Here is a 22,295-nt window from a genome sequence, read left to right on the forward strand (position 1 = left end):
GGAGACCATCGATGCCCCCGTCCATCCATTACTGGAATTACCCCACCGAGATCTTCTGCGGCGCCGAGGCCCTGCACGGCCTGGCCCAGCGCTGCGCCCTGCTGGGCATGGCCAGGCCCTTGCTGGTCACCGACCCGGGCATGCTCGAACTGGAACCCTTTGGCCTGTTGACCGCGCACCTGGAGCAAAGCCGCCAGGGCTTTGCGGTATTTGCCGAGTTGGCCAGCAACCCGAGCCTGGACGATGTGCAGCGCGGCGTCCAAGCCTTCAGGGCCGGCGGCCACGACTCGCTGATCGCCCTGGGCGGCGGCAGCGCCATGGACGCCGCCAAGGGCATCGCCCTGGCCGCCGTGGACCCGCAAGGGTTGCAGCGTTTCGAGTGGTCCCAGGTGATCGAGCATTACCCGAGCCTCAGTGACTTTCCACGCCTGGGCCTGCCGCCCCTGATCGCCCTGCCCACCACTGCCGGCACCGGCTCCGAACTGGGCCGCGAAGCGGTACTGACCGACAGCCAGCAGCAGGTCAAGCGGGTCATCAGCCACCCCGAACTGCTGCCCGCCTGCGTGATCCTCGACCCGCTGCTGACCCGCGGCCTGCCGCCCGCGCTGACCGCCGCCACCGGCATGGATGCCCTGACCCACCATATCGAGGCGTTCTGCTCGCCCCTGTACCACCCGATGTCCAGCGCGATTGCCGTGGAAGGCATGCGCCTGGTGCAGCAGCACCTGCGCCGGGCAGTGAGCCACGGCCAGGACCTGGACGCCCGGGAAGGCATGCTGGTGGCCTCGGCGATGGCTGCGGTGGCCTTCCAGAAGGGCCTGGGGGGCGTCCACGCCCTGGCCCACCCGCTGGGCGCCCGCTATCACCGTCACCATGGCCTGCTCAATGCCGTCCTCCTGCCCTATGTGCTGGTGGCCAACCAGCCGGTGATTGCCGAGGAGATCGGGCGCCTGGCCCGTTACCTGGACTTGCCCCGGGGGGATTTCCAGGGGTTCCTGGACTGGATCCTGGCCCTGCGCTCCGAGCTGGGCATCCCCCACTGCCTGGCGGATATCGGCCTGGACAGCCATGAAGCCGAGTGGGTCGGGACCCAGGCCCTGGCGGATATCTCGTCCTCCGACACCAATGCCCGACCGCTGAGCGCCGCCGACTACAGCCAGATCTTCCGCAACGCCGTGCACGGCGTCCTGCCAGGAGCCCGCCCATGAAACCGGCCTTGTTTATCGATGGCCACTGGGTCGATGGCGACGGCGCGCCGATGCCGGTGCATGACCCGTCCCTGGGCCAAATCATGGCCCAGGTGCCGGCGGCCAGCGCCCATCAGGTGAACCTGGCGGTGCAGGCCGCGCGCCGGGCCCTGCCCGGGTGGCGCAGCCTCAGCGGCGCCCGGCGTGCCGAGTACCTGCAAGGCTTCGCCCGGCACCTGCAGCAGCGCCGCGAAGGGCTGATCGCCCTGCAGATGCGCAATAACGGCAAGCCGCGGCACGAAGCCGAACTGGACCTGGACGACGCCATCGCCACCTTCGACTACTACGCCGGCCTCGCTGCCCAGCTGGACGCCCGCCAGGATCAACCGGTGCCCTTGCAGGCTCCGGGCTTCAGTGCCCACTGCAGGTTCGAGGCCCTGGGCGTTGTGGGGCTGATCGTGCCCTGGAACTTCCCCCTGGTCACCAGTGCCTGGAAGCTGGCCCCGGCCCTGGCCGCGGGCTGCACGTTGGTGCTCAAGCCCTCGGAAGTGACGCCTCTGATCGAACAGGTCTACGGCGAAATCGCCGACGCCCTGGGCTTGCCGGCGGGCGTGTTGAACCTGGTGGCCGGCGCCGGAGAAACCGGCGCAGCCCTCAGCCAGCATCCGGGGCTGGACAAGCTGTCGTTCACCGGCAGCACTGCCACCGGCCAGCGAGTGATGGCCAGCTCCGCTGCCTTCTGCCGGCCACTGACCCTGGAGCTGGGGGGCAAGTCGCCGATCCTGGTGTTCGCCGACGCCGACCTGGACCAGGCGGTGCACTGGATCATCGGCGGCTTTTGCTGGAACGCCGGGCAGATGTGCTCGGCCACCTCGCGCCTGCTGGTCCACGAGTCGATTGCCGATGCTTTGCTGCAGCGGTTGCGCAGTGCCCTGCTGGCCCTGCGGGTCGGCAACCCCCTGGAGCAGGAAGTGGACATGGGCCCCCTGAGTTGCCAGGCCCAGTGGCGCACGGTGTGCACCTACCTGGAACAGGCCAGGAGCGAGGGCCTGGAATGCCTGGTGGGCGGCCATGCCCTGCCCGGGCCGGGCTGGTTCGTGGCGCCCACGGTGTACACCGATGTGCCCACCAGCAGCAGGTTGTGGCAAGAGGAGATCTTCGGCCCGGTGCTGTGCATGCGCCGTTTCAGTGACGAAGCACAGGCCCTGGCCCTGGCCAACGACAGCGCATTCGGCCTGGTGGCCACTGTGATCAGTGCCGATCTGCCGCGCGCCGAACGGGTCGCCGCCGCCCTGGACGTGGGCCACGTGTGGATCAATTCACTGCAGGCGGTGTTCGTCGAAACCTCCTGGGGCGGCACCAAGGGCAGCGGCATCGGGCGGGAACTGGGCCCCTGGGGGCTGGCTGCCTATCAGTCGATCAAGCACCTGACCCGCTGCCTGGGCTGAAGCGCGGGGTCAGCCGCCATGCTCTGCCAGCAGGTCGGCGATAAAGGCCTTCAGCGCTTCGCCACGGGCATGCCCGGCGTGGGTGATCATGCTGTGCTGCACCTCGTAGCGCAGCGTCTCGGGGTGCAGCACGCGCATCTGCCCGGCCGCGACCCAGGGCTGGGCATAGTGGCTGGGCAGGTAGCCCAGGTGGGTGCCCGCCAGTACCCCGTGGACCACCGCCTCCATGTGGTAGGCGGTGGCCGAGGCGCGCTGGGGCGTTACCGGCAGCACCTGGCTGGCGGGCAGGAAACCGTGCTTGATCCAGTCACAGGCCTTGATGTGCGCAAGCTCTGGCTCCAGGACAGGAAACAGCGGGTGCGAGGCGCCGCAGAACAGGGCGATTTCCTCGGCGTACAGCGGCTGATAGTCGAGGGTCGGCAGGCTGCGGCTGAAATAGGAAATGGCCAGGTCCAACTGGCCGTCGATCACCGCCCGCTCAAGCTCGGTGGGCGAATTGATGAACACATGCAGGTGCAGGTCGTGCTCGCGGCGATAGAAGCGCGCGATGGCCGCGTCGATGCGTGCCGCGGGCAAGGTGGCGATGTTGTCCGCCAGCCCCAGGTACAGATCCCCCACCAAACGCCCGGACAATTCCTGGGCCTCGCTCTTGAACGCCTCCACCGCGCCGAACAGCGCCTGGGCCGCCGCCAGGATCCGCTGGCCCTTCTCGGTCAGGCGAAAACCGCCCTTGCCGCGCTCGCATAGCCGATAGCCGAGGCGTTTTTCCAGGCTGGAGATGTGCATGCTGATATTGGACTGGCTCATGTTCAGTTCGGCCTGGGCCGCGGTGAAACCGCCGCACTTGACCACTACGGAGAAAATCCGCAGCAGGCGCAGGTCCATGTCGGTGACGTTTCTAAGCACAGGGGGTTTCCAGGAGTCGCGGGGCTGAACCAGGGGGCTATTCAACGGCAGCGCCCGGGCCGCGTCAAATCCATCGCGGCTTGCGTGATCGATGACATTGCAGGGACTATGCAACGCCTTCTTGCCACCTTGGATCGCTTGCCAATGGACTCACACCCCACGCCCACGCTGTGCACCGAACGCTTGCTGCTGCGCCCCCTGGAACTGGCGGACGCCGATGCCATCCAGCAGCTATTCCCCCAGTGGGAGGTGGTGCGCTACCTCAACGCCCTGGTGCCCTGGCCCTACCCGGCCGACGGCGCCCTGAGCTTCCTGCGGGACATGGCGCTGCCGGCGATGGCCCGGGGCACGGAATGGCACTGGACGCTGCGCCTGCGCAGCAACCCCGGGCAGATGATCGGCAGCATCAGCCTGATGGACGAAACCGACAACAACCGCGGCTTCTGGCTGGCCCCGCCGTGGCAGGGCCAGGGCTACATGAGCGAGGCCTGCAAGGTGGTGGACCACTATTGGTTCGAAGTACTGCAACGGCCCTTGATGCGGGTGCCCAAGGCCGCGCCGAACCAGGGCTCGCGGCGGATTTCCGAACGCGCGGGCATGCGCCTGATCCGCTCCGAGGACGGTGAGTTCGTCAGTGGCCAATTCCCCGTGGACATCTGGGAAATCACCCGCGAGCAATGGCGCCGGCTCAGGTAAAGCGCACCCCGGGACGGGGGCGCTGGTCCACCGTCAGTTCGAACACATCCGGGCGAGCGTAGTGGCCGACCACGTCGTAGTCATAGCGCGCCCGCACCAGGTCGGCGGTATCGATCTGCGCGCTGATCAGCCCGGCCCGGCCCACCAGGGGGCCGGCCAGTACGTCCCCCATGGGCCCGACGATCACGCTGCCGCCGGCAATCAACGGCCGTTGGGCCGGCCAGTTGGCAATCTCCAGCCCCAGCTCTTCGGGCGAGGCCTGCACCTGACAGGCGCTGACCACGAAGCAGCGCCCCTCGTGAGCGATATGGCGCATGCTCACCTGCCACATTTCCCGCTCGTCCACCGTAGGCGCACACCAGACTTCGATGCCCTGGGCGTACATCGCGGTACGCAGCAGCGGCATCATGTTTTCCCAGCAGATCACCGCGCCCACCCGGCCGACCTGGGTGTCCAGCACCGGCAGGGTCGAGCCGTCGCCCTTGCCCCAGATCAAGCGTTCGGTCCCGGTGGGCATCAGTTTGCGATGCTTGCCCGAAAGCCCCTGCTGCGGGTCGAAATACAGCGCCGTGCAGTACAGGGTGCTGCCACTGCGCTCGATGACACCCAGCACCAGGTTGGCTCCGGTACGGGCGGACAGCGCGGCCAGGGCATCGGTTTCCACCCCGGGGACCTCGATGGCATTGGCGAAGTAGCGGGCAAAGGCCTCGCGGCCCTCCGGCAGGCGATAGCCCAGCTGGGTGCCGAAGCCTTCGCCCTTGGGGTAGCCCCCCAGCAGCGCTTCGGGCATCACCACCAACTGCGCTCCGGCTTCGATGATGGCGGCCTCGTACGAGAGGATCTGTTCCAGGGTGGCGGCCTTGCCTTCAGGCAAGGCCCCGATCTGCAGGGCAGCGACAACGGACTTGGGCATGGGATGACTCCTTGAGCAATCAGGTGTTGCCCATTCTGCTGCGGCCCCTGATCATCGATAAACCCTACTCCAGTGCTTAATGATATGAACCAGATGAATATCGCCAGTGTCGACCTCAACCTGCTCAAGGCTTTCGAGGCGCTGCATGACGAGTCCAGCGCCAGCCGCGCCGCCTTGCGCCTGGGGGTGACCCAGTCGGCCATGAGCGCTGCCCTGCGCCGGCTGCGCGAGCTGTATGACGACCCGCTGTTCGTGCGTACCGGGCGCGGGCTGGCGCCGACCCTCAAGGCCAATCAGTTGAAGCCCGTGGTCAGCGAAGCCTTGAACAAATGCCGCCAGAGCCTGGCCATGGTCGCCCCCGACACCGCCGACTATCAGGGCCGCTCGGTAACGCTGGGGCTGTCGGATGATTTCGAGATTGCCTATGGCCGGCAGATGATCGAGGCCGTGGCCCGGCGGGCGCCGAAGCTGCGGCTGATCTTTCGCCAGAGCCACAGCCAGATCGTCGCCGAGGCGCTGTTGCAGCGCAGCGTCGACCTGGCCATCAGTGCCGGCGGCTTTGCCGAACGCCTGCTCAGCCGCCAGGTGCTGGGGGAAGGCCATTACCTGTGCCTGGCAGATCCGGCCAGCCTGGCCCCCGGGCAACAGCAGATCAGTCTTGAGGAGTTTGTCGCACGGGAACACCTGCTGGTGTCGTCCCAGGGGTTTATCGGGATTACCGATGAAGGCCTGGCCAACCTTGGGCTGAGCCGCCAGGTGTGCGCCTCGACCACGCACTTTGCCGCCTTGCCCTTTCTGCTCAAGGGCAGCCAGGCGGTGGCGACCATTCCGGCCCATGCCGCCCGGCGCATCGCCGAATTCACCGGGCTGCAGTTGCTGCCCTGCCCCCTGGCCCTGCCGCGCTACCCGATCGAGCTGGGCTGGCGCACCAGCCCGCAGACCGACCCGCTGCTGGTGAAGGTGCGCGAAGCGATTGTCGAGAGTTTTGCCCTTACTTGTTCGCCGCCATCAGGCGATTGACTTCACTGCGCACCATGTTCGAGTACTCCGGCGGCGACATGCCGTCGAGCTCGGCGCGGACCCACTCGGCCCACTTGCCCTTGCGCTTGCCGCGCTCGCCGAACAGCCGCGCGGCCTCGCCCTTGGCCTTGCCCAGGTTGCTCTGCCACAGGTCGAACAGACGGGACTTCTCGTCCTCGATGGCGGCGCGCTCGGCCAGGGTCTTGTTAGCCAGATTGAAACTCATGGGAAATTCCTGCTGCGTAAAATAGGCGCCATCTTACACTGTAGGGGCTACGGGTTTTACCCCGGGGTCGCCAAGGGGGCGTAAAACAACTGCAACTTTTGCCCCCGCGCCGGACTCCATTGCTTGCTACCCATTCACCTGTAGCCGCTGGCGGATGCGTTGTGCACCAGCGGCGATATTTCCAAGGATAAAACTTCATGGCTCGTAAATCTGCCGCGCAAGCGGAAAACGATCAAATCAAGGACCAGGCCTTCAGCGAACTGCAGGCGCTGATCGAAGAATCGGAAAAGCTGCTCAAGGGCAGCGCCAGCCTGGTGGGCGAAGAAGGTGAGAGCCTGCGCCAGCAAGTCAGCCTCAAGCTCAAGCAGGCGCTGGATTCGGTCAGCAATGTGCGCGAGCGCAGCAAGCCGGTGGTGGATGCCACCGAGCAGTACATCGGTGGCCACCCGTGGCAGACCGTGGCCATCTCCGCCGGTTTCGGCCTGGTGGTAGGCCTGTTGCTGGGCCGTCGTTCCTAAGCGCCCGCGCAACGTTGAGGCCAGGTACGCCAATGGCGGCCTGGCCTTTTTCATGCCTTCAGTCCTGGGCCAGCGCCCGCAATTGCTGCAGCTGCTCGACGGGAATGGCGATGCCCGCGTGCTGCGAACGCTCGCGCTGCTGATGCCGGCGATCCCCCGGCAGGCGCTTGAGCCCCACCGCGTGCATCTGCCGCACCAATTCCTGGCTGCGCTCGGCAAAACTCTGCCCGGCAGCCTTGCTCGGGTCGATGACGATCAACAACTGGCCAGTCCAGGGCGTCTTGGCCCCCGGGTGGCCGGACCAGTCGAATTCGAAGGAGAAGTTGCCCCCGGTCAGGGCTGCCGCCAGCAGCTCCACCATCATCGACAGAGCCGAGCCCTTGTGCCCGCCAAACGGCAGCAAGGCGCCACCCTCAAGAATCGCCTTGGGGTCCTGGGTCGGCTGGCCCAGGCTGTCGACACCGATGCCCGGCGGCAGGCGCTCGCCCTTGCGCGCGGCGATCTGCACGTCGCCATGGGCAATGGCGCTGGTGGCCAGATCGAAGACGATCGGCTGCCCCTGGGCCTGGGGTGCGGCGAAAGCGATCGGGTTGGTGCCGAACAATGGCCTGTCGGCGCCGTGGGGCACGACGCAGGTCATGCTGTTGACCACGCTCAGGGCCACCAATCCTTCCTCGGCGAAGGGTTCGACATCCGGCCAGAGTGCGGCGAAGTGGTGCGAATTGCGGATAGCCAGCACGGCGATACCGGCGCTGCGGGCCTTGCTCACCAGCAGCTCGCGGGCGGCAGCCAGGGCCGGCTGGGCAAAGCCGTTGCCGGCGTCGACCCGGACAAAGGCCGCCGCCACATCCTCCACCACCGGCACGGCCTGGCCGTCGACCCAGCCACTGGCCAGGGTCGAGACATAACCGGGAATGCGGAACACGCCATGGCTGTGGGCTCCGTCGCGCTCGGCGCCGGCACAGTTCTCGGCCAGGCAGCGGGCCACTTCGGCACGGCAGCCGTGGCGTTGGAAAATCGTTTCCAGCAACTGCACCAGGGCCGGTAAAGAAAGGTATTGGGGCGGTGTTTCAACAACCACGGACGATGCAGACATCTGAAGCTCCAGAGTAATTATTGGAGGGGGCGACAGCGTGTGAACCTGGCGATTAAACAACGCCGCACTCCAACCCTGTCAACCACTGCCGGCGCCTTGCAGGGAAGGTGCCAGGATGGCCGGAACAACCATCCCCCCGGAGCAAGAAAAAGCCCCCTGTGCACTGCCGTGGCAAGGCACAGGGGGCTGTATCAGCCTGGTTCAGTCCTTCTGGTCGCGCAGCACATTGCCCGAGGCGCCGTCGATGCGAAATTCATAGACACTGCCATCGGACTTGCGCCCTTCGCCTTCCCAATAGCCATCGTTGTCCGCTTCGATCTTGTAGATCTCCACGTAGCCGGCTTTGGTCTTTGCGGTTTCAATGGCTTTTTCAATGGTGATCCAACCGGCCCCCGGGCGGTCGGCCAGGGCCGCTCCGGCGCCCAGCAGGCTGGCGGTGGCAAGCAATGCGACAAGCGTCTTCTTCAACATGGTCCATCTCCTTGTGTATTCACTTTCGATACAGAGCCTGGTTTTAGGGCGTGCCAGATGAAAATAAGTTCACTTTGATGCTCATTAGCCATGACGGTTGTTCTCCAAGACTTGCCGCGGAGGGTAGAATGCGGGAAATCAGGAAGAGTCAATGAGCGAACAGATCCTCTCAGAAGCCGAATACGACGCCATCACCCAAGCGGCAGCCCAATGGTGCATGCGCCTGCATGAACCCGACTGCAGCGACGCGGAGCGTCTGGCCTTTCAGCAATGGCATGATGCCGACCCCCTGCACGCCTTCGAATACGAGGCGATGCGGGAAATATGGGAAGTGGCCGATCAACTGCCCCCCTCCACCCTCACTGCCGCACCAGCCCCCGCACCGGTCAAGCTCGTTCCCCGGCGCACCTGGCAGCAGTATGGCGTGGCCGCGGCCATCGCCCTGTGCGCCCTGCCCCTGGCCGCCTACAGCGGCTGGGAACTGGGTTGGGTGCCGTCCTCCTACCAGCGATTCGAAGCCGGCGACAGCCTGCGCAGCGTGACCCTGGCCGATGGCAGCCAGGTGCAACTGAACCTGGGCAGCACCCTGACCTACAGCAACTACAAGGACCAGCGCCGGGTCACCCTGAAAAAAGGCGAAGCCTTCTTCAAGGTCAGCCACGACGCCAGCCACCCGTTCGTGGTCAAGGCCGCCAATGGCCAGGTCAAGGTCACCGGCACCCAGTTCAATGTGTGGATGTACGAGGACCAGGTGCGGGTCACCCTGCTCCAGGGCTCGGTCCTGGTGAGCAGCAACACCGCCCTGCCCGGCGAAGGTTTCCGCCTGGAGCCGGGCATGCAGGCCAGCTACAAGGCCGGCGACTACCAGCCGCAGATCAGCCAGACCTACAGCAACGACAGCTCCCTGGCCTGGCGCGAAGGCAAGCTGGTGCTGGACAACCTGGCCCTCACCGACGCCCTGCCGCTGATCAACCGCTACCTGGACACTCCGGTGCAGGTCGCCGACGCCAACACCGGCAAGATCCGCGTCGGCGGCATCTACAACACCCGGGAAATCAAGAGCCTGCTGACCTCGCTGCCCAAGGTGCTGCCGGTCTACCTGACGCGCAATCGCGATGGAAACCCGGTAATCAACTCACTGCCCCAGTCCCCGCCAAAAAGCTGAAGGCCGCCCCGTTGCCGGGGCGGCCTCCTCTTGATGCTCACGCTCAATCGTTACTGGCGCGCCAGTACCGCCCCCTTGCGCGGCTCTTCGATCACCTGCAACTGATACTGGCCATCGGCACGGATCTGCGCTTCGGTAAAGGGCAGCACGCTCCACTGGTTGCGGGCGAAAGCAGCGGTCTGGTCGCGAAAATGCGCTGAGGCCGGGTCGCTGGACAGGGAGAACGCCAGCAGTCCCAGGGCGCGCGGCCCCTGCTCGTCGAAGCTGACCACGTTCAGGTAGCTGGTGCCGCTGACCACTTCACGCTTGCCATCGGCCGCCGGCACGCTCTGGATGGCGTTGTACACCCCCAGGCTTTCAGGGCCGCCGGGCACCGGGGTCGGCTGGCCGCCCTGGCTGACCTGCTGGATATCGCCCCAACGAACGTCACTCCCCAGCCCGGCCTCGGCGACCTGCTGCGCCGAAGCCAGCATCGACTCGCGCAGTGCCCGGGCCACCGCTGGCCGGCCAATGGCCAGGCCCCGTGGGGTGTGCTGTGGATCTTTCGGGTCAAAGGCCACGCGCCACACGCTGGGGTCCTGCAACAGCGGCTGCATGATGCCCTGGAAGTGCACGAAGCCCAGGCCGGCCTGCAACCCCGCGCTGCGGTCCCAGGCTTTCAGGCTGGCGCACACCGGCCCCAGGCGCTGGGCATCCGCCCCCAGGTCCTGCTCACAGAACTGCAGCAGATCGGGCATCACCTGGCCGGCCAGGTACACCTGATCGTCCGTGACCAGGTGCTGCAGGTCGCTGACCTGGGCCTTGTGCATCCGGCTCAGGCGATCCAGAGCAAAGCGCGCGCGCATCTTCAGCGGCACGTCCTGCTCGCTGATCACCGGCGAAAAGCCTTGCAGCGGCGCCGCCGGGTTGACCATCCAGGCCGAATCGTTGGAATGCTGCAGGTAGTCGTTGCGCGCCAGTTGCGGCAACTGGCTGGCGGCGAAGATCCCCGGTTGCGCCGCTGCCGGGTCGATATCCCAGGCGCAGGCACTGCGCGAGCCATCCAGAACGATGACCCGGGTGCCGGCCCGCGGATCACTGCACTGCGCCAGCTTGGCCTGGGTAACGTTGGGCACCACCGACTGGTTCATGTACAGCGCCCGGCCCTGGTCGTCCACCGCCAGGGTGTTGACCCAGGGAATGCCCTGCAACTGGTGCACGCTGTCTTGCAGGCCGGCCACGCTGCTGGCCTGGTTCATCGCGTACCACTGGGCCAGCACCCGGCTGTTGTCCAGGTTGGCGTCGCGCAGGCTGTAGGCATATTGATGATCCCAGTCCAGTTCCCCCGGCCACTGCACGATCGGGCCGAAGACCGAGCTGTAGAGCGTGCGCGTACGCGGCTGCAACTGGCCGTCCGGGCCCTTGCTCTGCACGGTCAGGGTCTGGCGCTCCAGGGGCAGCGAACGGCCGTCCAGCAGGTAGCGGGTCGGGTCCTTGGGGTCCAGTTGCAAGCGGTACAGGGTGAAGTGCTTGGAGGCGTCCACGGTGTGGCTCCAGGCCAAGTGCTGGTTGAAGCCGATATTGATCAGCGGCAGGCCGGGCAAGGCCGCGCCCATCACATCCAGTTGCCCGGGAATGGTCAGGTGCATCTGGTAGAAGCGCATGCCGCCGACCCAGGGGAAATGCGGGTTGGCCAGCAGCAGCCCACGGCCGTTGAACGAACGCTCGCTACCGATGGCCACCGCGTTGCTGCCACGGTCCAGGGCGAAACGCTGCTGGCGTGCCGCCGCCAGTTGCCAGTGCTCGGCCGGCAGCCCGGCCTGGGCCGTGGCTCCAGGTGGCGTGGCCCCGGCCAGGGCCTCGGCGAACTGCCCGGCACCGCCTTCCACCAACAGGCGTCGGGTCAGTTTCACCAGGTCCGAGGTGGCCAGCGGCCGCACCCAGTCACCCCGGCATTGCTCGGGCAGGCCCTGGGCCTGGCGCTCCGCCAACTGGCGGTTGTAGCCCTCGACGTAACCCTGCATGCGCTCGCGCATCGCCGGGGTCTGGGCCTGCCAGAAGGCCGCCACGGCCTGGGGAGTGTTGAGCCAGCTGAAGAACAGGTCGCTGCTGAGGTTGTCGCGCTGTTCCAGGGTCTGGCCCTCGGCGCCGAAGTATTGCGAGCGCTGGGCGTTGACCGTCAGCACCTCATTGGCCATCAGGCACAGGTTGTCCTGGGCGTAGGCGTAGCCGATGCCGTAGCCCAGGCCGCGCTCGTCGTCGGCACGGATGTGCGGCACACCAAAACTGGTGCGGCGAATCTCGGCGCGGGTCTGCTCGGGCTGCGCCAAGGCATGGGCGCCACCGCTGAAGCTTAGAAACAGGGCTGCAAGGCAAAAACTCGGTAACTGCCTGGAAATGATCACGCCGACTCCTGATGCAAAAATACAGAACCAGGACTGGTGTGCAGGAGCGGTTGGCAACGCCGCCAGTCTGGGAATCCAGCCGCGCACGGATCACCCGACGCCTGCCTGCCCATAAAGACGAAATGCTTGAAAAAAATTTAATCCGCAAAGGCCAAAAGCCCCGCCATCACATGTCAGCGACCTGATACCGACAAATTTTCTACATTCAGGACTTCATGATTTGCCGTGCTCGTTCGTCTAGTTACTAGAGCATCCATCATTCTTTTCCTGATCAGGCTCTGATAAGGAGTTTTTGCATGTACAACCCGCAACTGCCAATGGACGGCAACACCGTGAACAGCACGCCTTCCCTGAATGCCGGCGCCGGTGTCTTCGGCAAGAACGCCGAGCGCAACAGTAATGAACGAATCAAGCACCTGCTCAAAAGCTTCGGCCTGCGTACCAGCCTGATTCGCCTGAAAGTCATCGACGCCCTGCTCACCGCGGCCCAGAGCGACCGCTCCCTGGGGGTGCGCGGCATCCACAGCCAACTGCTGGAACTGGACATTCCCCTGTCCTTTCTCAGTGTGCGGGAGGTGCTCAAGCGACTGTGCAGCGAGGGTGTACTGACCCTCAATGCAGACAAGAGCTACAGCCTGCACCAGCAGGCCGCAGCGGTGCTCGACGGCCTCTCCTGAGGCCGTCGAGCCCGGGCTCAGGGCTTGACCTTGCGGCGCATCACGCCGTTGATCACCACCACGACCACCGCCACGCCAATGGCGATGTACTGGAACAGCTTTTCGCTGATGACGCCGTTGTTCTGCAGGTAGGAAAGGCCAAGCATGATTCCCAGTACCACCAGGGAAATCAGAATCGAGTAGATCAAGCGTTGTTTCTGAGTCATTGCCGGGTCCTGAAGCTGAAATTGTATCTGCCGTGTATCAAGATCGATGCCAAGCACATACCCGGATTCGGGGATGTGCCGGGCAAATCGGGGTCACATGGTACAGGCGCGAAGGAGTTTTTTCTTCCTTGTCGTCCTGCCGTGTTCCCCGAGCCCTTTGAGGATTGATCCATGTTTCGTCGAATCACGCTGCTGATTCCCCTGCTGGCCATGCTGACCCTGTCGGGCTGCATCATCATGCCCCACGATGGCGGGCACCACCGCTACTACGACGGCGGCCCGGGCTACTATCATCGCTGAGTCATCCGGCTAGCCCATCGGCCCCATGAGTCGCCCGATCTCGCCACCAACGCCCGCCTTGTCGCGGGCGTTTTGCTGTCTGGCGCCCGCCCCTTCAGGGGCAGGAAATGTGATTGCCCGGGCGGGCGAACAGCTCCACCAGCCAATCGATGAATACCCGCAGGCGGGTCGACAGGTGCCGCTGGGGCGGGTACAGCGCGGTCAGCGGCAATGCAGGCAGCGGGTAGTCCTCCAGCACCCGCTGCAGGGTCGCGTCCTGCAACTGCCGGGCAACGTGGTAGTACGGGGTCTGGATCAGCCCGTAGCCGGCTTCGCAGGCCGCCAGGTAGCCATCGGCGCTGTTCACTGCCACCCGCTTGGGCAACTGCACCGGCTGCAACTGGCCGGCGAAGAAGAATTCCAGGCCATAACGCTTGCCGCTGACATTGGAGAAATACTCCACCATCTGATGCCCTTGCAGCTCTTGCGGAGTACGGGGAACCCCCCGCTGGCGCAAGTACCCGGGGCTGGCACAGGTGACTTGCTGCAACTGCGCCAGCGGCCGCGCCACCAGGCTCTCGTCCAGGGCCGGACCGCCGCGCAGCGCACAGTCCACGCCCTCGCGGATCAGGTCCACCGGGCGGTCATTGAGGCCGATCTCCAGTTCGATCTGCGGATAGCGCGCGGAAAACTCCGGCAACGCCGGTATCACCAGCAACCGGCCGATGCCCACCGGCATATCGATACGCAACAGTCCACGGGGGTTGTGCCGGGCCAGGGAGAACGCCGCCTCACTCTCCTCCAGGTCCGCCAGCAAGCGTACGCAACGCTGGTAATAGGCGGCTCCGTCCAGGGTCGGGCTGACCTGGCGGGTGGTGCGGTGCAACAACTGCACCCCCAGATGGGCCTCCAGTTGCTTGATCAGAATGGTCACCGACGCCGGCGGCATCTGCAGACTGTCGGCAGCCTTGGCAAAGCCGCCCAGCTCGACGATACGGGTAAAGACGCGCATGGCGTTGAAACGATCCATGGAGCAAACCTGCGGTTTATTTAGAATTTAATAATAGTGATAGCACTTTTAGCCTGTTTATCGGTTTTTTGTCGAGTAGCACACTGCAGGCTCTTTCCCCTTACCGGAGCATTCATCGATGCGCACTCGACAACTGGGCCAGGACGGCCCGCAGGTTTCCGCCATTGGCCTGGGCTGCATGGGCATGAGCGATTTCTACACCACCGGCAACGATCCCCGGGAAGCCGTCGCCACCTTGCATCGGGCCCTGGAACTGGGCATCAACCTGCTCGATACCGCCGACATCTACGGCCCCCACAGCAACGAAGAGCTGATCGGCCGGGCCATTCGCGGCAAGCGCGAACAGGTGTTCCTGGCCAGCAAGTTCGGCATTGTCCGCGACCCGGCCAACCCGGCGGCCCGCGGGGTCGACGGCCGGCCGGAATACATCCGCGCCGCCATCGACGGCAGCCTGCGGCGCCTGGGGGTGGACACCCTGGACCTGTACTACCAGCACCGGGTCGACCCGGACGTGGCCATCGAGGAAACCGTCGGCGCCATGGCCGAGCTGGTCCAGGCCGGCAAGGTGCGCTACCTGGGCCTGAGCGAAGCCTCGGCGGCGACCCTGGAGCGGGCGCACAAGGTGCATCCGATCAGCGCCCTGCAAAGTGAATATTCGCTATGGAGCCGGGATCAGGAAGACAACGGCTGCCTCGCCGCCTGCCAGCGCCTGGGCATCGCCTTCGTGCCCTACAGCCCGCTGGGCCGGGGTTTTCTCACCGGGGCCCTGAAAAGCCCGGAAGACTTCGCCGCCGACGACTACCGGCGTTTCAACCCACGTTTCCAGGGCGAAAACTTCCAGCACAACCTGCGCCTGGTGCAACAGGTACAGCAGTTGGCGGCGGACAAGGGGGTGAGCAGCGGGCAGTTGGCCCTGGCCTGGGTGCTGGCCCAGGGCGATTACCTGATTCCGATTCCCGGAACCAAGCAACGGCGGTATCTGGAGGAGAACGTGGCGGCGCTGGAGGTGAGGCTGAGCGCCGAGGAACTGGCGTCACTGGAGCAGATCTTCAGCCCGCAGACCACCGCCGGAACCCGGTATGCCGAAGAGGTAATGGGCTTGCTGGGGCGTTGAAGGCAGAGCTGTGGCGCGCACCGGAAGGCAGTGCGCGCCATGGGGATCAGGCCTTGGTGGAGACGTTCTTGTCAGTCACCGTGGTGCCGTTGCCCTTGCCATAGTTCTGCAGCCCCTGAAGTACATAGATGGCTTTCTTGTACTCGGGGATCAGGTAGTTGGCGTACTTGTTGCCCTTGAGGTTGTTGTTCTGGATGTCATCGAGCTTCATGGCGAAATACTCGAGGGCATTGAACGGCTGATCGGGGTTCTTCGGAATCCCGAAACGGTCGAACTGATCGCCCGCGTTGATCAGGTTCAGCGCCGTGACATCGGAAATCAGGCCATTGTTCTTGAGAAAGGTACTCATGCCGCCCAGGGACTTGGCGGTGACGTTGGTCGGATCGAAACCCTTGATCTGCTTGTGCAGCTTCAACTGATCCATCTTGCGGATGTCGAGCACGGTAGGGTTCTGGCCTACCAGGCTGAGCATCTGCCGTACCTTGGCACTCTGCGAAACCGGTTTGGCCGAGCTGCCACCGTTTTCCTGCACCAGCAGACCAGCCTTGCTGGTCCAGCCGCCGACGTATCCGATTGCCATGCTGTAACTCCTGTAGTCCGGCCTTCCAATCACCTTTTTCAGCACCATGAAACTTCTGACAAGGTGCCTGAATAAGGATGTAAGCCGTGTTGAAACATCTGAATGGGCGCAAGTATCAACGCCGTGGCAAGCACCAACAACGCTTTATTTCCTGAATTTACAATTTTTGTACAAACTCGACACAATTGCCGCAAAGGCCCTGTTTAAAAGGCCCGGCAAGTTTTCCCGTACATCAAGGCGTCATCTTTTCATGCCTGGCCTTGCCCTTGACCGGGCGCCTTTGCCCTACCCCACCATCCCTGGGCGCAGTTTTTTTCCAGGGCATGTCTTTTTTTGGACGATCGTACTAAAGAGCGGAAAAACCGCGCCGACATCCTGTGGATGCCCTGACAACGCATCGCATTCCCGAATAATAAAAATCGCTCGGTAAGGACAGGTCCCATGCCCGCTTTGCGCACGATTCAAGCCCGCTACACGCTGTTTCTGGTCCTGTTCATTGTCTTGATGCTGATACTCACGGTAGTGGGCATCAGCCAACTGGTAGCGCCCAAGCTGCGTCATACCGAAGAACAGGTAGCCCTCAACCGCATCGCCGAAGTGGCGCAGCGCATCCAGGGCGAACTGAACAAGGTCCAGGCCCAGCAACGCAGCATCACCCAGACCATTCCCCTGCTCGACAGCGACAGCATCGACAAGGTCCTGCCGGGCCTGGTGGACCAGTACGGTGAACAGAAAGTCTTCGGCGGCGGCATCTGGCCCCTCCCCGGCCAGCGCACCCCGGGGCGCAACAAACACAGCACCTTCTGGCACCGTGACGCCTCCGGCAAGCTGGTGGTCAACACCTTCTGGAACAGCGACCCGGCGCCCAACTACTACGAGCAGCCCTGGTACCTGGGCGGCATGCAGACCGCCCCCGGCCAGTGCGCCTGGGCTGCGGCCTACAAGGACGATGCCAGCGCCGAGCCGCGCACCAACTGCGCCATGGCCATCCGCCGCGACGGCCAGCCCTGGGGCGTGGCCACCATCGACGTGACCCTGGGTTTCTTCAACGACCTGGTGGCGCGCCAGGAACAGGCACTCAAGGCCGAGATGCTGATCGTCGAAGCCGACGGCAAGATCATCAGCAACAGCTCGCGGATCAACGGCCCGATCGTGCTCAAGAACATCCGCGACCTGAGCCCCGGCTCCCCCTTCGCCGCCCAGGTCCAGGCCGCCCTGCAGCAGCGTGACCAGGGGGCACGGCGCGTCGAGTTCGACAATGCCGGGGTGCCCAGCACCTTCTTCATGCGCGCCATCGAAGGCACGCCCTGGTTTCTCGCCAGCGCCCTGCCGACCCAGCTGATCACCGCCCAGCGCGACGACGTGCTGAGCACCCTGAGCCTGTTGCAGATCCCCATGGTGATCCTGCTGGTGTTGCTGCAGGTCTATGCGATCCGCCAGCTGGTGCAGCGTATGAAGATCCTCAAGGGCAATATCGACGCCCTGGCCACCGGCGACGCCGACCTGACCCGGCGCATCGTGATCCGCGCCGAGGACGAACTGGGGGCCATCGGCCACTCGGTGAACCGCTTTATCCAGTACCTGCAGCAGATGATCGGCGAGGTCACCCAGGCCACCGAGGCCATGGCCGGGAGCCTGGGGCAGTTGCAGCAGAGCTCGGCCCACAGCCAGCAGATCCTGTTGCGCCATGCCTCGGAAACCGATCAGACGGTGACCGCCATTACCGAAATGAGCAGCACCGCCGACAGCGTTGCCGCCAACGCCGCCCAGACCGCAGACTTCACCCGCCGCGCCAACGAACACGCAGAACGTTCCCGGGTGGTGGTGGGCGAAGCCTCCGGCAGCGTCATCGCGTTGATCGACGAAGTCGCCGATGCCACCCACAAGGTCGAGGCCATGCAAGCCGATGCCCAGCGCATCACCGAGGTCCTCGGGGTGATCGGCGCCATCGCCGGGCAGACCAACCTGCTGGCCCTGAACGCCGCGATCGAGGCCGCCCGGGCCGGAGAACAGGGCCGCGGCTTCGCCGTGGTCGCCGATGAAGTGCGGGCCCTGGCCGCGAGGACCCAGGACAGCACCTCGCAGATCAACGAAATGCTCGCGCGCCTGACCCAGGGCGTGAGTTCCTCGGTCAGCGCCATGGAAAACACCCAGGCCAGTTGCCAGTCAGCAGCGGATGCCACGGCGCGGGTCAACAGCGGGCTCGACGAAATGGCCGACTCGGTGAGCCAGATCAACAGCCTGAGCACCCAGATCGCCACCGCCGCCGAACAGCAGAGCGCCGTGACCGAGGAAATCAACCGCAGCATGGTGAGCATCCGACACATGGTCGAGGAGCTGGTGGACAGCGCCCGGGCCGGGGAAAGCAACACCCAGAGCCTGTTGCAGGCCAATGCCCAGGTCAGCCACCTGATGAGCCGCTTCAAAGTCCGCTGAACGGTCTGCCCCCGCCCCTGGCAGCCCGCCGGGGCGGGACTATATTTCAGGCTCCGGTCACAAGGACGTGAGGTGCCCCATGGGTCAGCGCCAGACACATCTGTTGCATGAACAGATCAGCCACGAACTGTTTATCCAGGCCAGCATCGACACCGTCTACTACTACGTGACGCAGCCGGACCGCTGGCCGGAGTGGCACCCTGCCAGCCTGCGTGCCGACACCGGACTGTGCGGCTCCTTGCCCGCCGGCCACCGCTTCAGTGAAACCATGGACTTGCTGGGGGTGCAACTGCCCATCAGCTACCGGGTGCTGGTGGCGGTGTTTCCCAAGGAGTTCAAGACCCTGTTCAGTTCCGCCGCGCTGGACGGTTCGATCCACTACCAGTTGAGCAAGCAGGGCGACGGCACACTGTTCCGGCGCACCCTGGAATACGCCACCGACCTGCAGCTCAGTGGCCTGCGAGCACGCATGGAGCAGCTTTCGAGCCAGGCCCTGGCCAACCTCAAGCAGCGTCTGGAAGACCCAGACAACTGAGGGCAAACAGGCATGGTTACCTGGCGACCGTGTACAGCCGCAACCGGGCATCGCCCTGGCGCTTGGTAATCCATCTCCGGCCCAGGCCAACGGGGCCATGCCGCGGCCATTGAATCGGTCCCGTGTAGCCATGGGCCTGAAGCCCTTAGTGCTGACAATTATGTAACCTGAACCTCAGTTTGCTGACAGCCACCGTTGATTAGCCTGGCAACCAATCTGCAATTCCAGGACTGACGGGGCTCTATCGGCATGCATGGCAATCCAACAAGACGCAGTGTGATCAAAGGCCTGGCCGCCGGTGCGTTACTGACCGGCAGCGGACTCTGGCGGTCCCCAGTGTGGGCCCTGGACAGCGGCAGCTACCCCCAGCAACTGAGCGGCCGCCAGTTCGACCTGTTCATCGCGCAAACGCCGGTCAACTTCACCGGCAGCCCGCGCACCGCCATGACCATCAACGGTGGCCTACCCGGCCCATTGCTGCGCTGGCGCGAAGGCGACACCGTGACCATCCGTGTGCACAACCGCCTCGACCAGGACACCTCCATCCACTGGCACGGCATTCTCCTGCCGGCCAATATGGACGGGGTCCCGGGGCTGAGCTTCCAAGGCATTGCCCCGGATGGCCTCTACGAATACCGATTCCAGGTACGGCAGAACGGCACTTACTGGTACCACAGCCATTCCGGGCTGCAGGAGCAGGCCGGGGTCTATGGCCCCCTGGTGATCGATGCCCGTGAACCGGAACCCTTCAGGTACGACCGCGAACAGGTGGTGATGCTCAGCGACTGGAGCGACCAGTCACCGGAACGCCTGATGCACATCCTGAAAAAGCAGTCCGGCTACTTCAACCAGCACAAACGTACTGTTGGCGACTTTATCGAGGATGTCAGCCGCGACGGCTGGGCCGCCACCGTCGCCGATCGCAAGATGTGGGCCGAAATGAAGATGAGCCCCACCGATCTGGCCGATGTCAGCGGCGCCACCTACAGCTACCTACTCAACGGCCAGACTCCCGGCAGTAACTGGACCGGGCTATTCCGGCCGGGGGAAACCCTGCGGCTGCGCCTGATCAATGGCTCGGCCATGACCTACTTCGATGTCCGGATTCCCGGACTGAAAATGACCGTGGTCGCCGCCGATGGCCAATACGTGCACCCGGTCAGCGTCGACGAACTGCGCATTGCCGTGGCCGAAACCTACGATGTGCTGGTCGAGCCGGGCCGAGAGCCGGCCTATACCCTCTTTGCCCAGTCCATGGACCGTAGCGGCTATGCCCGCGGCACGCTCGCCGTGCGCCAGGGCCTCAGCGCGCCGGTTCCGGCCCTGGACCCGCGCCCATTGATCAGCATGGCCGACATGGGCATGGACCACGCCAACATGGCGGGCATGGACCACGGTGCCTCATCCGGTATCGGCGATCTGGAGGACATGGGTCAGCAGCAGATGGCCGGCATGGACCACAGCGCCCCGTCCAGGATGGACAGCATGCCGAACATGGACCACAGCCAGATGGCCGGCATGGGCCATGGAGCAATGAGCGGCATGGCCTCGATGCAGTCCCATCCAGCATCGGAAAGCGGCAACCCGCTGGTGGACATGCAAACCATGAGCCCTGCGCCCAAACTCACCGACCCGGGCATCGGCTTGCGCAACAACGGTCGACGGGTCCTGACCTATGCCGACCTGCGCAGTACCTTCGACGATCCCGATGGCCGTGAGCCAAGCCGCACCATCGAACTGCACCTGACCGGGCACATGGAGAAGTTCGCCTGGTCCTTTGACGGCATCAAGTTCAGCGATGCCCAGCCCTTGCGCCTGACCTACGGCGAGCGGGTGCGCATCACCCTGGTCAACGACACCATGATGACCCACCCCATCCACCTGCACGGGGTCTGGAGCGATCTGGAGGATGAACAAGGGCGTTTCCTGGTGCGCAAGCACACCATCGACATGCCACCAGGCACCCGGCGCAGCTATCGGGTCACCGCCGACGCCCTGGGCCGCTGGGCCTATCACTGCCACCTGCTGTTCCACATGGAGATGGGTATGTTCCGCGAAGTACGAATCGAGGAAGCGAGGGTCCCGGTATGAAGCTCACACTCTCCCGCCTCTTGCCCGGGGCCCTGTTCGGCATCGGCTTGTGCAGCGCCCAGGCCGCCGACCATCGGCCAGCCCCCGGTGTCGGCGAACAGTTGCAGATGAACGCAATGGTCGACGATGGCTGGCAGGCCATGGACAGCGCCCCGGCGCGCAGCACCTCGCGCACGCCAATACCGACACCGACCGATGCCGATCGCCGGGCCGCCTTTCCCGAAGTGTCCGGGCATGGCGTGCATGACAAGGCCATCAACTCGTTCTGGCTGCTCAATCAGCTGGAGTACCAGGACGCCGACCAGGGCAGCGCCCTGGCCTGGGAATTGAACGGATGGGTCGGTGGCGACATCGATCGCCTGTGGGTACGCAGCGAAGGCGAACGCAGCGCGGGTGTCACCGAAAAAGCCGAACTCGAGGCCCTCTGGGGACACGCCATCGGCCCCTGGTGGGATCTGGTTGGTGGCGTGCGCCAGGACTTCAAGCCCGGTTCACCGCAGACCTGGGCCGCGTTCGGCCTGCAAGGCATGGCCCTGTACAACTTCGAGAGCCAGGCCACCTTCTATATAGGCGAAGCTGGCCAGACCGCCCTGCGCCTCAAGGGCGACTACGACATCCTGCTGAGCAACCGGCTGATCCTGCAACCAACAGCCGAGGTCAACCTCTACAGCCGCAACGACCCGCAGCGCGGCAGCGGCTCCGGGCTGGCGCAAATCGAAGCCGGCCTGCGCCTGCGTTATGAACTGCACCGCCAGTTTGCGCCCTATGTGGGGGTGACCTGGAACCGCAGCTATGGCAGTACCGCCGACTATCGCCACGATGAAGGCGAAAAGCGTAGCGAGGCTCGCTGGGTCCTGGGCCTGCGCCTATGGTTCTGAGCCTGTACCCCACACCTCAACAGCAATCCCCACCTCTCCCCCTTGTCGCCAGGAGCCTTGCATGCCCTACCTGAAAAAACTCAGCCTTGTTCTCGGCTGCTCACTGCTGATGGTCGGAATCGCCCAGGCCCACCCGAAACTGCTGTCCTCGCTGCCCACCGAAGGCGCTCGCGGCCCCGCGCCGGAACGCATCGAGCTGAAGTTTTCGGAAAGCCTCACCCCGGCCTTCTCTGGCGCCCGGCTGATGATGACCGCCATGCCCGGCATGGCTCACCCACCGATGCCGATCAAGGCCGGCATCGCTCCGGGCAGCGACCCCAGGACCATGATCATCACCCCCGCCAGCCGCCTGGCAGCCGGTGGCTACAAGGTCGAATGGCGGGCAGTTTCCGCCGACACCCACCCGATCACCGGTGCCGTTACCTTTACCGTGGATTGA

Annotated in this window: 23 protein-coding genes; 14 read left to right on the top strand and 9 right to left on the bottom strand. The window is 64.8% G+C overall.

Annotated features, from left to right (window positions below; translation table 11 throughout):
* Positions 1 to 11 precede the first annotated feature (11 nt).
* Both BLS75_RS04615 and BLS75_RS04620 read left to right on the top strand, forming a co-directional pair.
* The gene (locus BLS75_RS04615) at positions 12 to 1,208 is read left to right on the top strand and encodes an iron-containing alcohol dehydrogenase (protein WP_072450431.1); all 1,197 of its coding nucleotides are present in this window, start codon (positions 12 to 14) and stop codon (positions 1,206 to 1,208) included.
* The gene (locus BLS75_RS04620) at positions 1,205 to 2,635 is read left to right on the top strand and encodes an aldehyde dehydrogenase family protein (protein WP_072450433.1); all 1,431 of its coding nucleotides are present in this window, start codon (positions 1,205 to 1,207) and stop codon (positions 2,633 to 2,635) included. The genes BLS75_RS04615 and BLS75_RS04620 overlap by 4 nt, the downstream gene beginning before the upstream one ends.
* Before the next feature lie 9 nt (positions 2,636 to 2,644).
* On the opposite strand, the gene BLS75_RS04625 is transcribed toward BLS75_RS04620, so the two are convergent.
* Entirely contained in the window at positions 2,645 to 3,541 is an 897-nt protein-coding gene (locus BLS75_RS04625) for a LysR family transcriptional regulator (RefSeq protein WP_011061200.1), read from the bottom strand.
* A 144-nt stretch (positions 3,542 to 3,685) separates the two neighbouring features.
* Here BLS75_RS04625 and BLS75_RS04630 point away from each other — a divergent pair, with 144 nt between their 5' ends.
* Positions 3,686 to 4,237 (top strand): GNAT family N-acetyltransferase, encoded by a 552-nt coding sequence (locus tag BLS75_RS04630; RefSeq protein WP_072450435.1) that lies wholly within the window; start codon positions 3,686 to 3,688, stop codon positions 4,235 to 4,237.
* Here BLS75_RS04630 and BLS75_RS04635 read toward each other — a convergent pair.
* Positions 4,230 to 5,150 carry a carbon-nitrogen hydrolase family protein gene (locus BLS75_RS04635; protein WP_011061198.1) on the bottom strand — a complete coding sequence of 307 codons (921 nt, stop codon included), beginning with the start codon at positions 5,148 to 5,150 and terminating at the stop codon, positions 4,230 to 4,232. The two genes, BLS75_RS04630 and BLS75_RS04635, sit on opposite strands and share 8 nt — an antisense overlap.
* A gap of 84 nt (positions 5,151 to 5,234) precedes the next feature.
* Between BLS75_RS04635 and BLS75_RS04640 the strand changes: the two genes are divergently transcribed.
* A complete protein-coding gene (locus BLS75_RS04640; protein WP_072450436.1) occupies positions 5,235 to 6,170 on the top strand; it encodes a LysR family transcriptional regulator in 936 nt (311 codons plus the stop codon).
* Here BLS75_RS04640 and BLS75_RS04645 read toward each other — a convergent pair.
* Positions 6,142 to 6,396, bottom strand: a complete 255-nt coding sequence (locus BLS75_RS04645; RefSeq protein ID WP_011061196.1) for a hypothetical protein — start codon at positions 6,394 to 6,396, stop codon at positions 6,142 to 6,144. The genes BLS75_RS04640 and BLS75_RS04645 overlap by 29 nt on opposite strands.
* A 197-nt stretch (positions 6,397 to 6,593) precedes the next feature.
* On the opposite strand from BLS75_RS04645, the gene BLS75_RS04650 reads away from it, so the two are divergent.
* A complete protein-coding gene (locus BLS75_RS04650) occupies positions 6,594 to 6,914 on the top strand; it encodes an ElaB/YgaM/YqjD family protein (protein ID WP_011061195.1) in 321 nt (106 codons plus the stop codon).
* A 58-nt stretch (positions 6,915 to 6,972) separates the two neighbouring features.
* Here BLS75_RS04650 and BLS75_RS04655 read toward each other — a convergent pair whose 3' ends face one another.
* On the bottom strand, positions 6,973 to 8,010 hold the full coding sequence (locus BLS75_RS04655) for an Ldh family oxidoreductase (RefSeq protein ID WP_072450437.1): 1,038 nt from the start codon (positions 8,008 to 8,010) through the stop codon (positions 6,973 to 6,975).
* 201 nt (positions 8,011 to 8,211) lie between these two features.
* Positions 8,212 to 8,481 (bottom strand): PepSY domain-containing protein, encoded by a 270-nt coding sequence (locus BLS75_RS04660; RefSeq protein WP_072450438.1) that lies wholly within the window; start codon positions 8,479 to 8,481, stop codon positions 8,212 to 8,214.
* A 151-nt stretch (positions 8,482 to 8,632) separates the two neighbouring features.
* Between BLS75_RS04660 and BLS75_RS04665 the strand changes: the two genes are divergently transcribed.
* Positions 8,633 to 9,646, top strand: coding sequence for a FecR family protein (locus BLS75_RS04665; RefSeq protein ID WP_011061192.1), 1,014 nt, complete (start codon positions 8,633 to 8,635; stop codon positions 9,644 to 9,646).
* Positions 9,647 to 9,696: 50 nt separating this feature from the next.
* Here the strand turns inward: BLS75_RS04665 and BLS75_RS04670 are convergent, their stop codons facing one another.
* Complete coding sequence (locus BLS75_RS04670) at positions 9,697 to 12,030, bottom strand: bifunctional acylase PvdQ (RefSeq protein ID WP_072450439.1); 2,334 nt, start codon at positions 12,028 to 12,030, stop codon at positions 9,697 to 9,699.
* A 296-nt stretch (positions 12,031 to 12,326) separates the two neighbouring features.
* On the opposite strand from BLS75_RS04670, the gene BLS75_RS04675 reads away from it, so the two are divergent.
* Positions 12,327 to 12,707, top strand: a complete 381-nt coding sequence (locus BLS75_RS04675) for a hypothetical protein (protein WP_011061190.1) — start codon at positions 12,327 to 12,329, stop codon at positions 12,705 to 12,707.
* Positions 12,708 to 12,724: 17 nt separating this feature from the next.
* Here the strand turns inward: BLS75_RS04675 and BLS75_RS04680 are convergent, their stop codons facing one another.
* Positions 12,725 to 12,913 carry a hypothetical protein gene (locus BLS75_RS04680; RefSeq protein ID WP_041118102.1) on the bottom strand — a complete coding sequence of 63 codons (189 nt, stop codon included), beginning with the start codon at positions 12,911 to 12,913 and terminating at the stop codon, positions 12,725 to 12,727.
* 171 nt (positions 12,914 to 13,084) lie between these two features.
* On the opposite strand from BLS75_RS04680, the gene BLS75_RS32715 reads away from it, so the two are divergent.
* Complete coding sequence (locus tag BLS75_RS32715) at positions 13,085 to 13,213, top strand: hypothetical protein (RefSeq protein WP_011061188.1); 129 nt, start codon at positions 13,085 to 13,087, stop codon at positions 13,211 to 13,213.
* Positions 13,214 to 13,307: 94 nt separating this feature from the next.
* Here the strand turns inward: BLS75_RS32715 and BLS75_RS04685 are convergent, their stop codons facing one another.
* Complete coding sequence (locus BLS75_RS04685; RefSeq protein WP_015635537.1) at positions 13,308 to 14,222, bottom strand: LysR family transcriptional regulator; 915 nt, start codon at positions 14,220 to 14,222, stop codon at positions 13,308 to 13,310.
* A gap of 118 nt (positions 14,223 to 14,340) precedes the next feature.
* Here BLS75_RS04685 and BLS75_RS04690 point away from each other — a divergent pair, with 118 nt between their 5' ends.
* A complete protein-coding gene (locus tag BLS75_RS04690) occupies positions 14,341 to 15,336 on the top strand; it encodes an aldo/keto reductase (RefSeq protein WP_015635536.1) in 996 nt (331 codons plus the stop codon).
* Between the two features lie 46 nt (positions 15,337 to 15,382).
* On the opposite strand, the gene BLS75_RS04695 is transcribed toward BLS75_RS04690, so the two are convergent.
* On the bottom strand, positions 15,383 to 15,916 hold the full coding sequence (locus BLS75_RS04695) for a hypothetical protein (RefSeq protein WP_072450441.1): 534 nt from the start codon (positions 15,914 to 15,916) through the stop codon (positions 15,383 to 15,385).
* A 441-nt stretch (positions 15,917 to 16,357) separates the two neighbouring features.
* Between BLS75_RS04695 and BLS75_RS04700 the strand changes: the two genes are divergently transcribed.
* From BLS75_RS04700 to copC, 5 genes are all read left to right on the top strand, one after another.
* A complete protein-coding gene (locus BLS75_RS04700; RefSeq protein ID WP_019095246.1) occupies positions 16,358 to 18,352 on the top strand; it encodes a methyl-accepting chemotaxis protein in 1,995 nt (664 codons plus the stop codon).
* Between the two features lie 79 nt (positions 18,353 to 18,431).
* Positions 18,432 to 18,887, top strand: coding sequence for an SRPBCC family protein (locus tag BLS75_RS04705; protein WP_072450442.1), 456 nt, complete (start codon positions 18,432 to 18,434; stop codon positions 18,885 to 18,887).
* Between the two features lie 249 nt (positions 18,888 to 19,136).
* Complete coding sequence (locus BLS75_RS04710) at positions 19,137 to 20,978, top strand: copper resistance system multicopper oxidase (protein WP_072450444.1); 1,842 nt, start codon at positions 19,137 to 19,139, stop codon at positions 20,976 to 20,978.
* Positions 20,975 to 21,856, top strand: a complete 882-nt coding sequence (locus BLS75_RS04715) for a copper resistance protein B (RefSeq protein ID WP_083533685.1) — start codon at positions 20,975 to 20,977, stop codon at positions 21,854 to 21,856. The genes BLS75_RS04710 and BLS75_RS04715 overlap by 4 nt, the downstream gene beginning before the upstream one ends.
* Positions 21,857 to 21,917: 61 nt before the next feature.
* Positions 21,918 to 22,295: a copper homeostasis periplasmic binding protein CopC gene (gene copC, locus BLS75_RS04720; protein ID WP_072450446.1), complete on the top strand. Its 378-nt coding sequence runs from the start codon at positions 21,918 to 21,920 to the stop codon at positions 22,293 to 22,295.

The sequence above is a fragment of the Pseudomonas sp. NFPP12 genome, assembly GCF_900103205.1.
In the GTDB taxonomy this organism is placed as follows: domain Bacteria; phylum Pseudomonadota; class Gammaproteobacteria; order Pseudomonadales; family Pseudomonadaceae; genus Aquipseudomonas; species Aquipseudomonas protegens.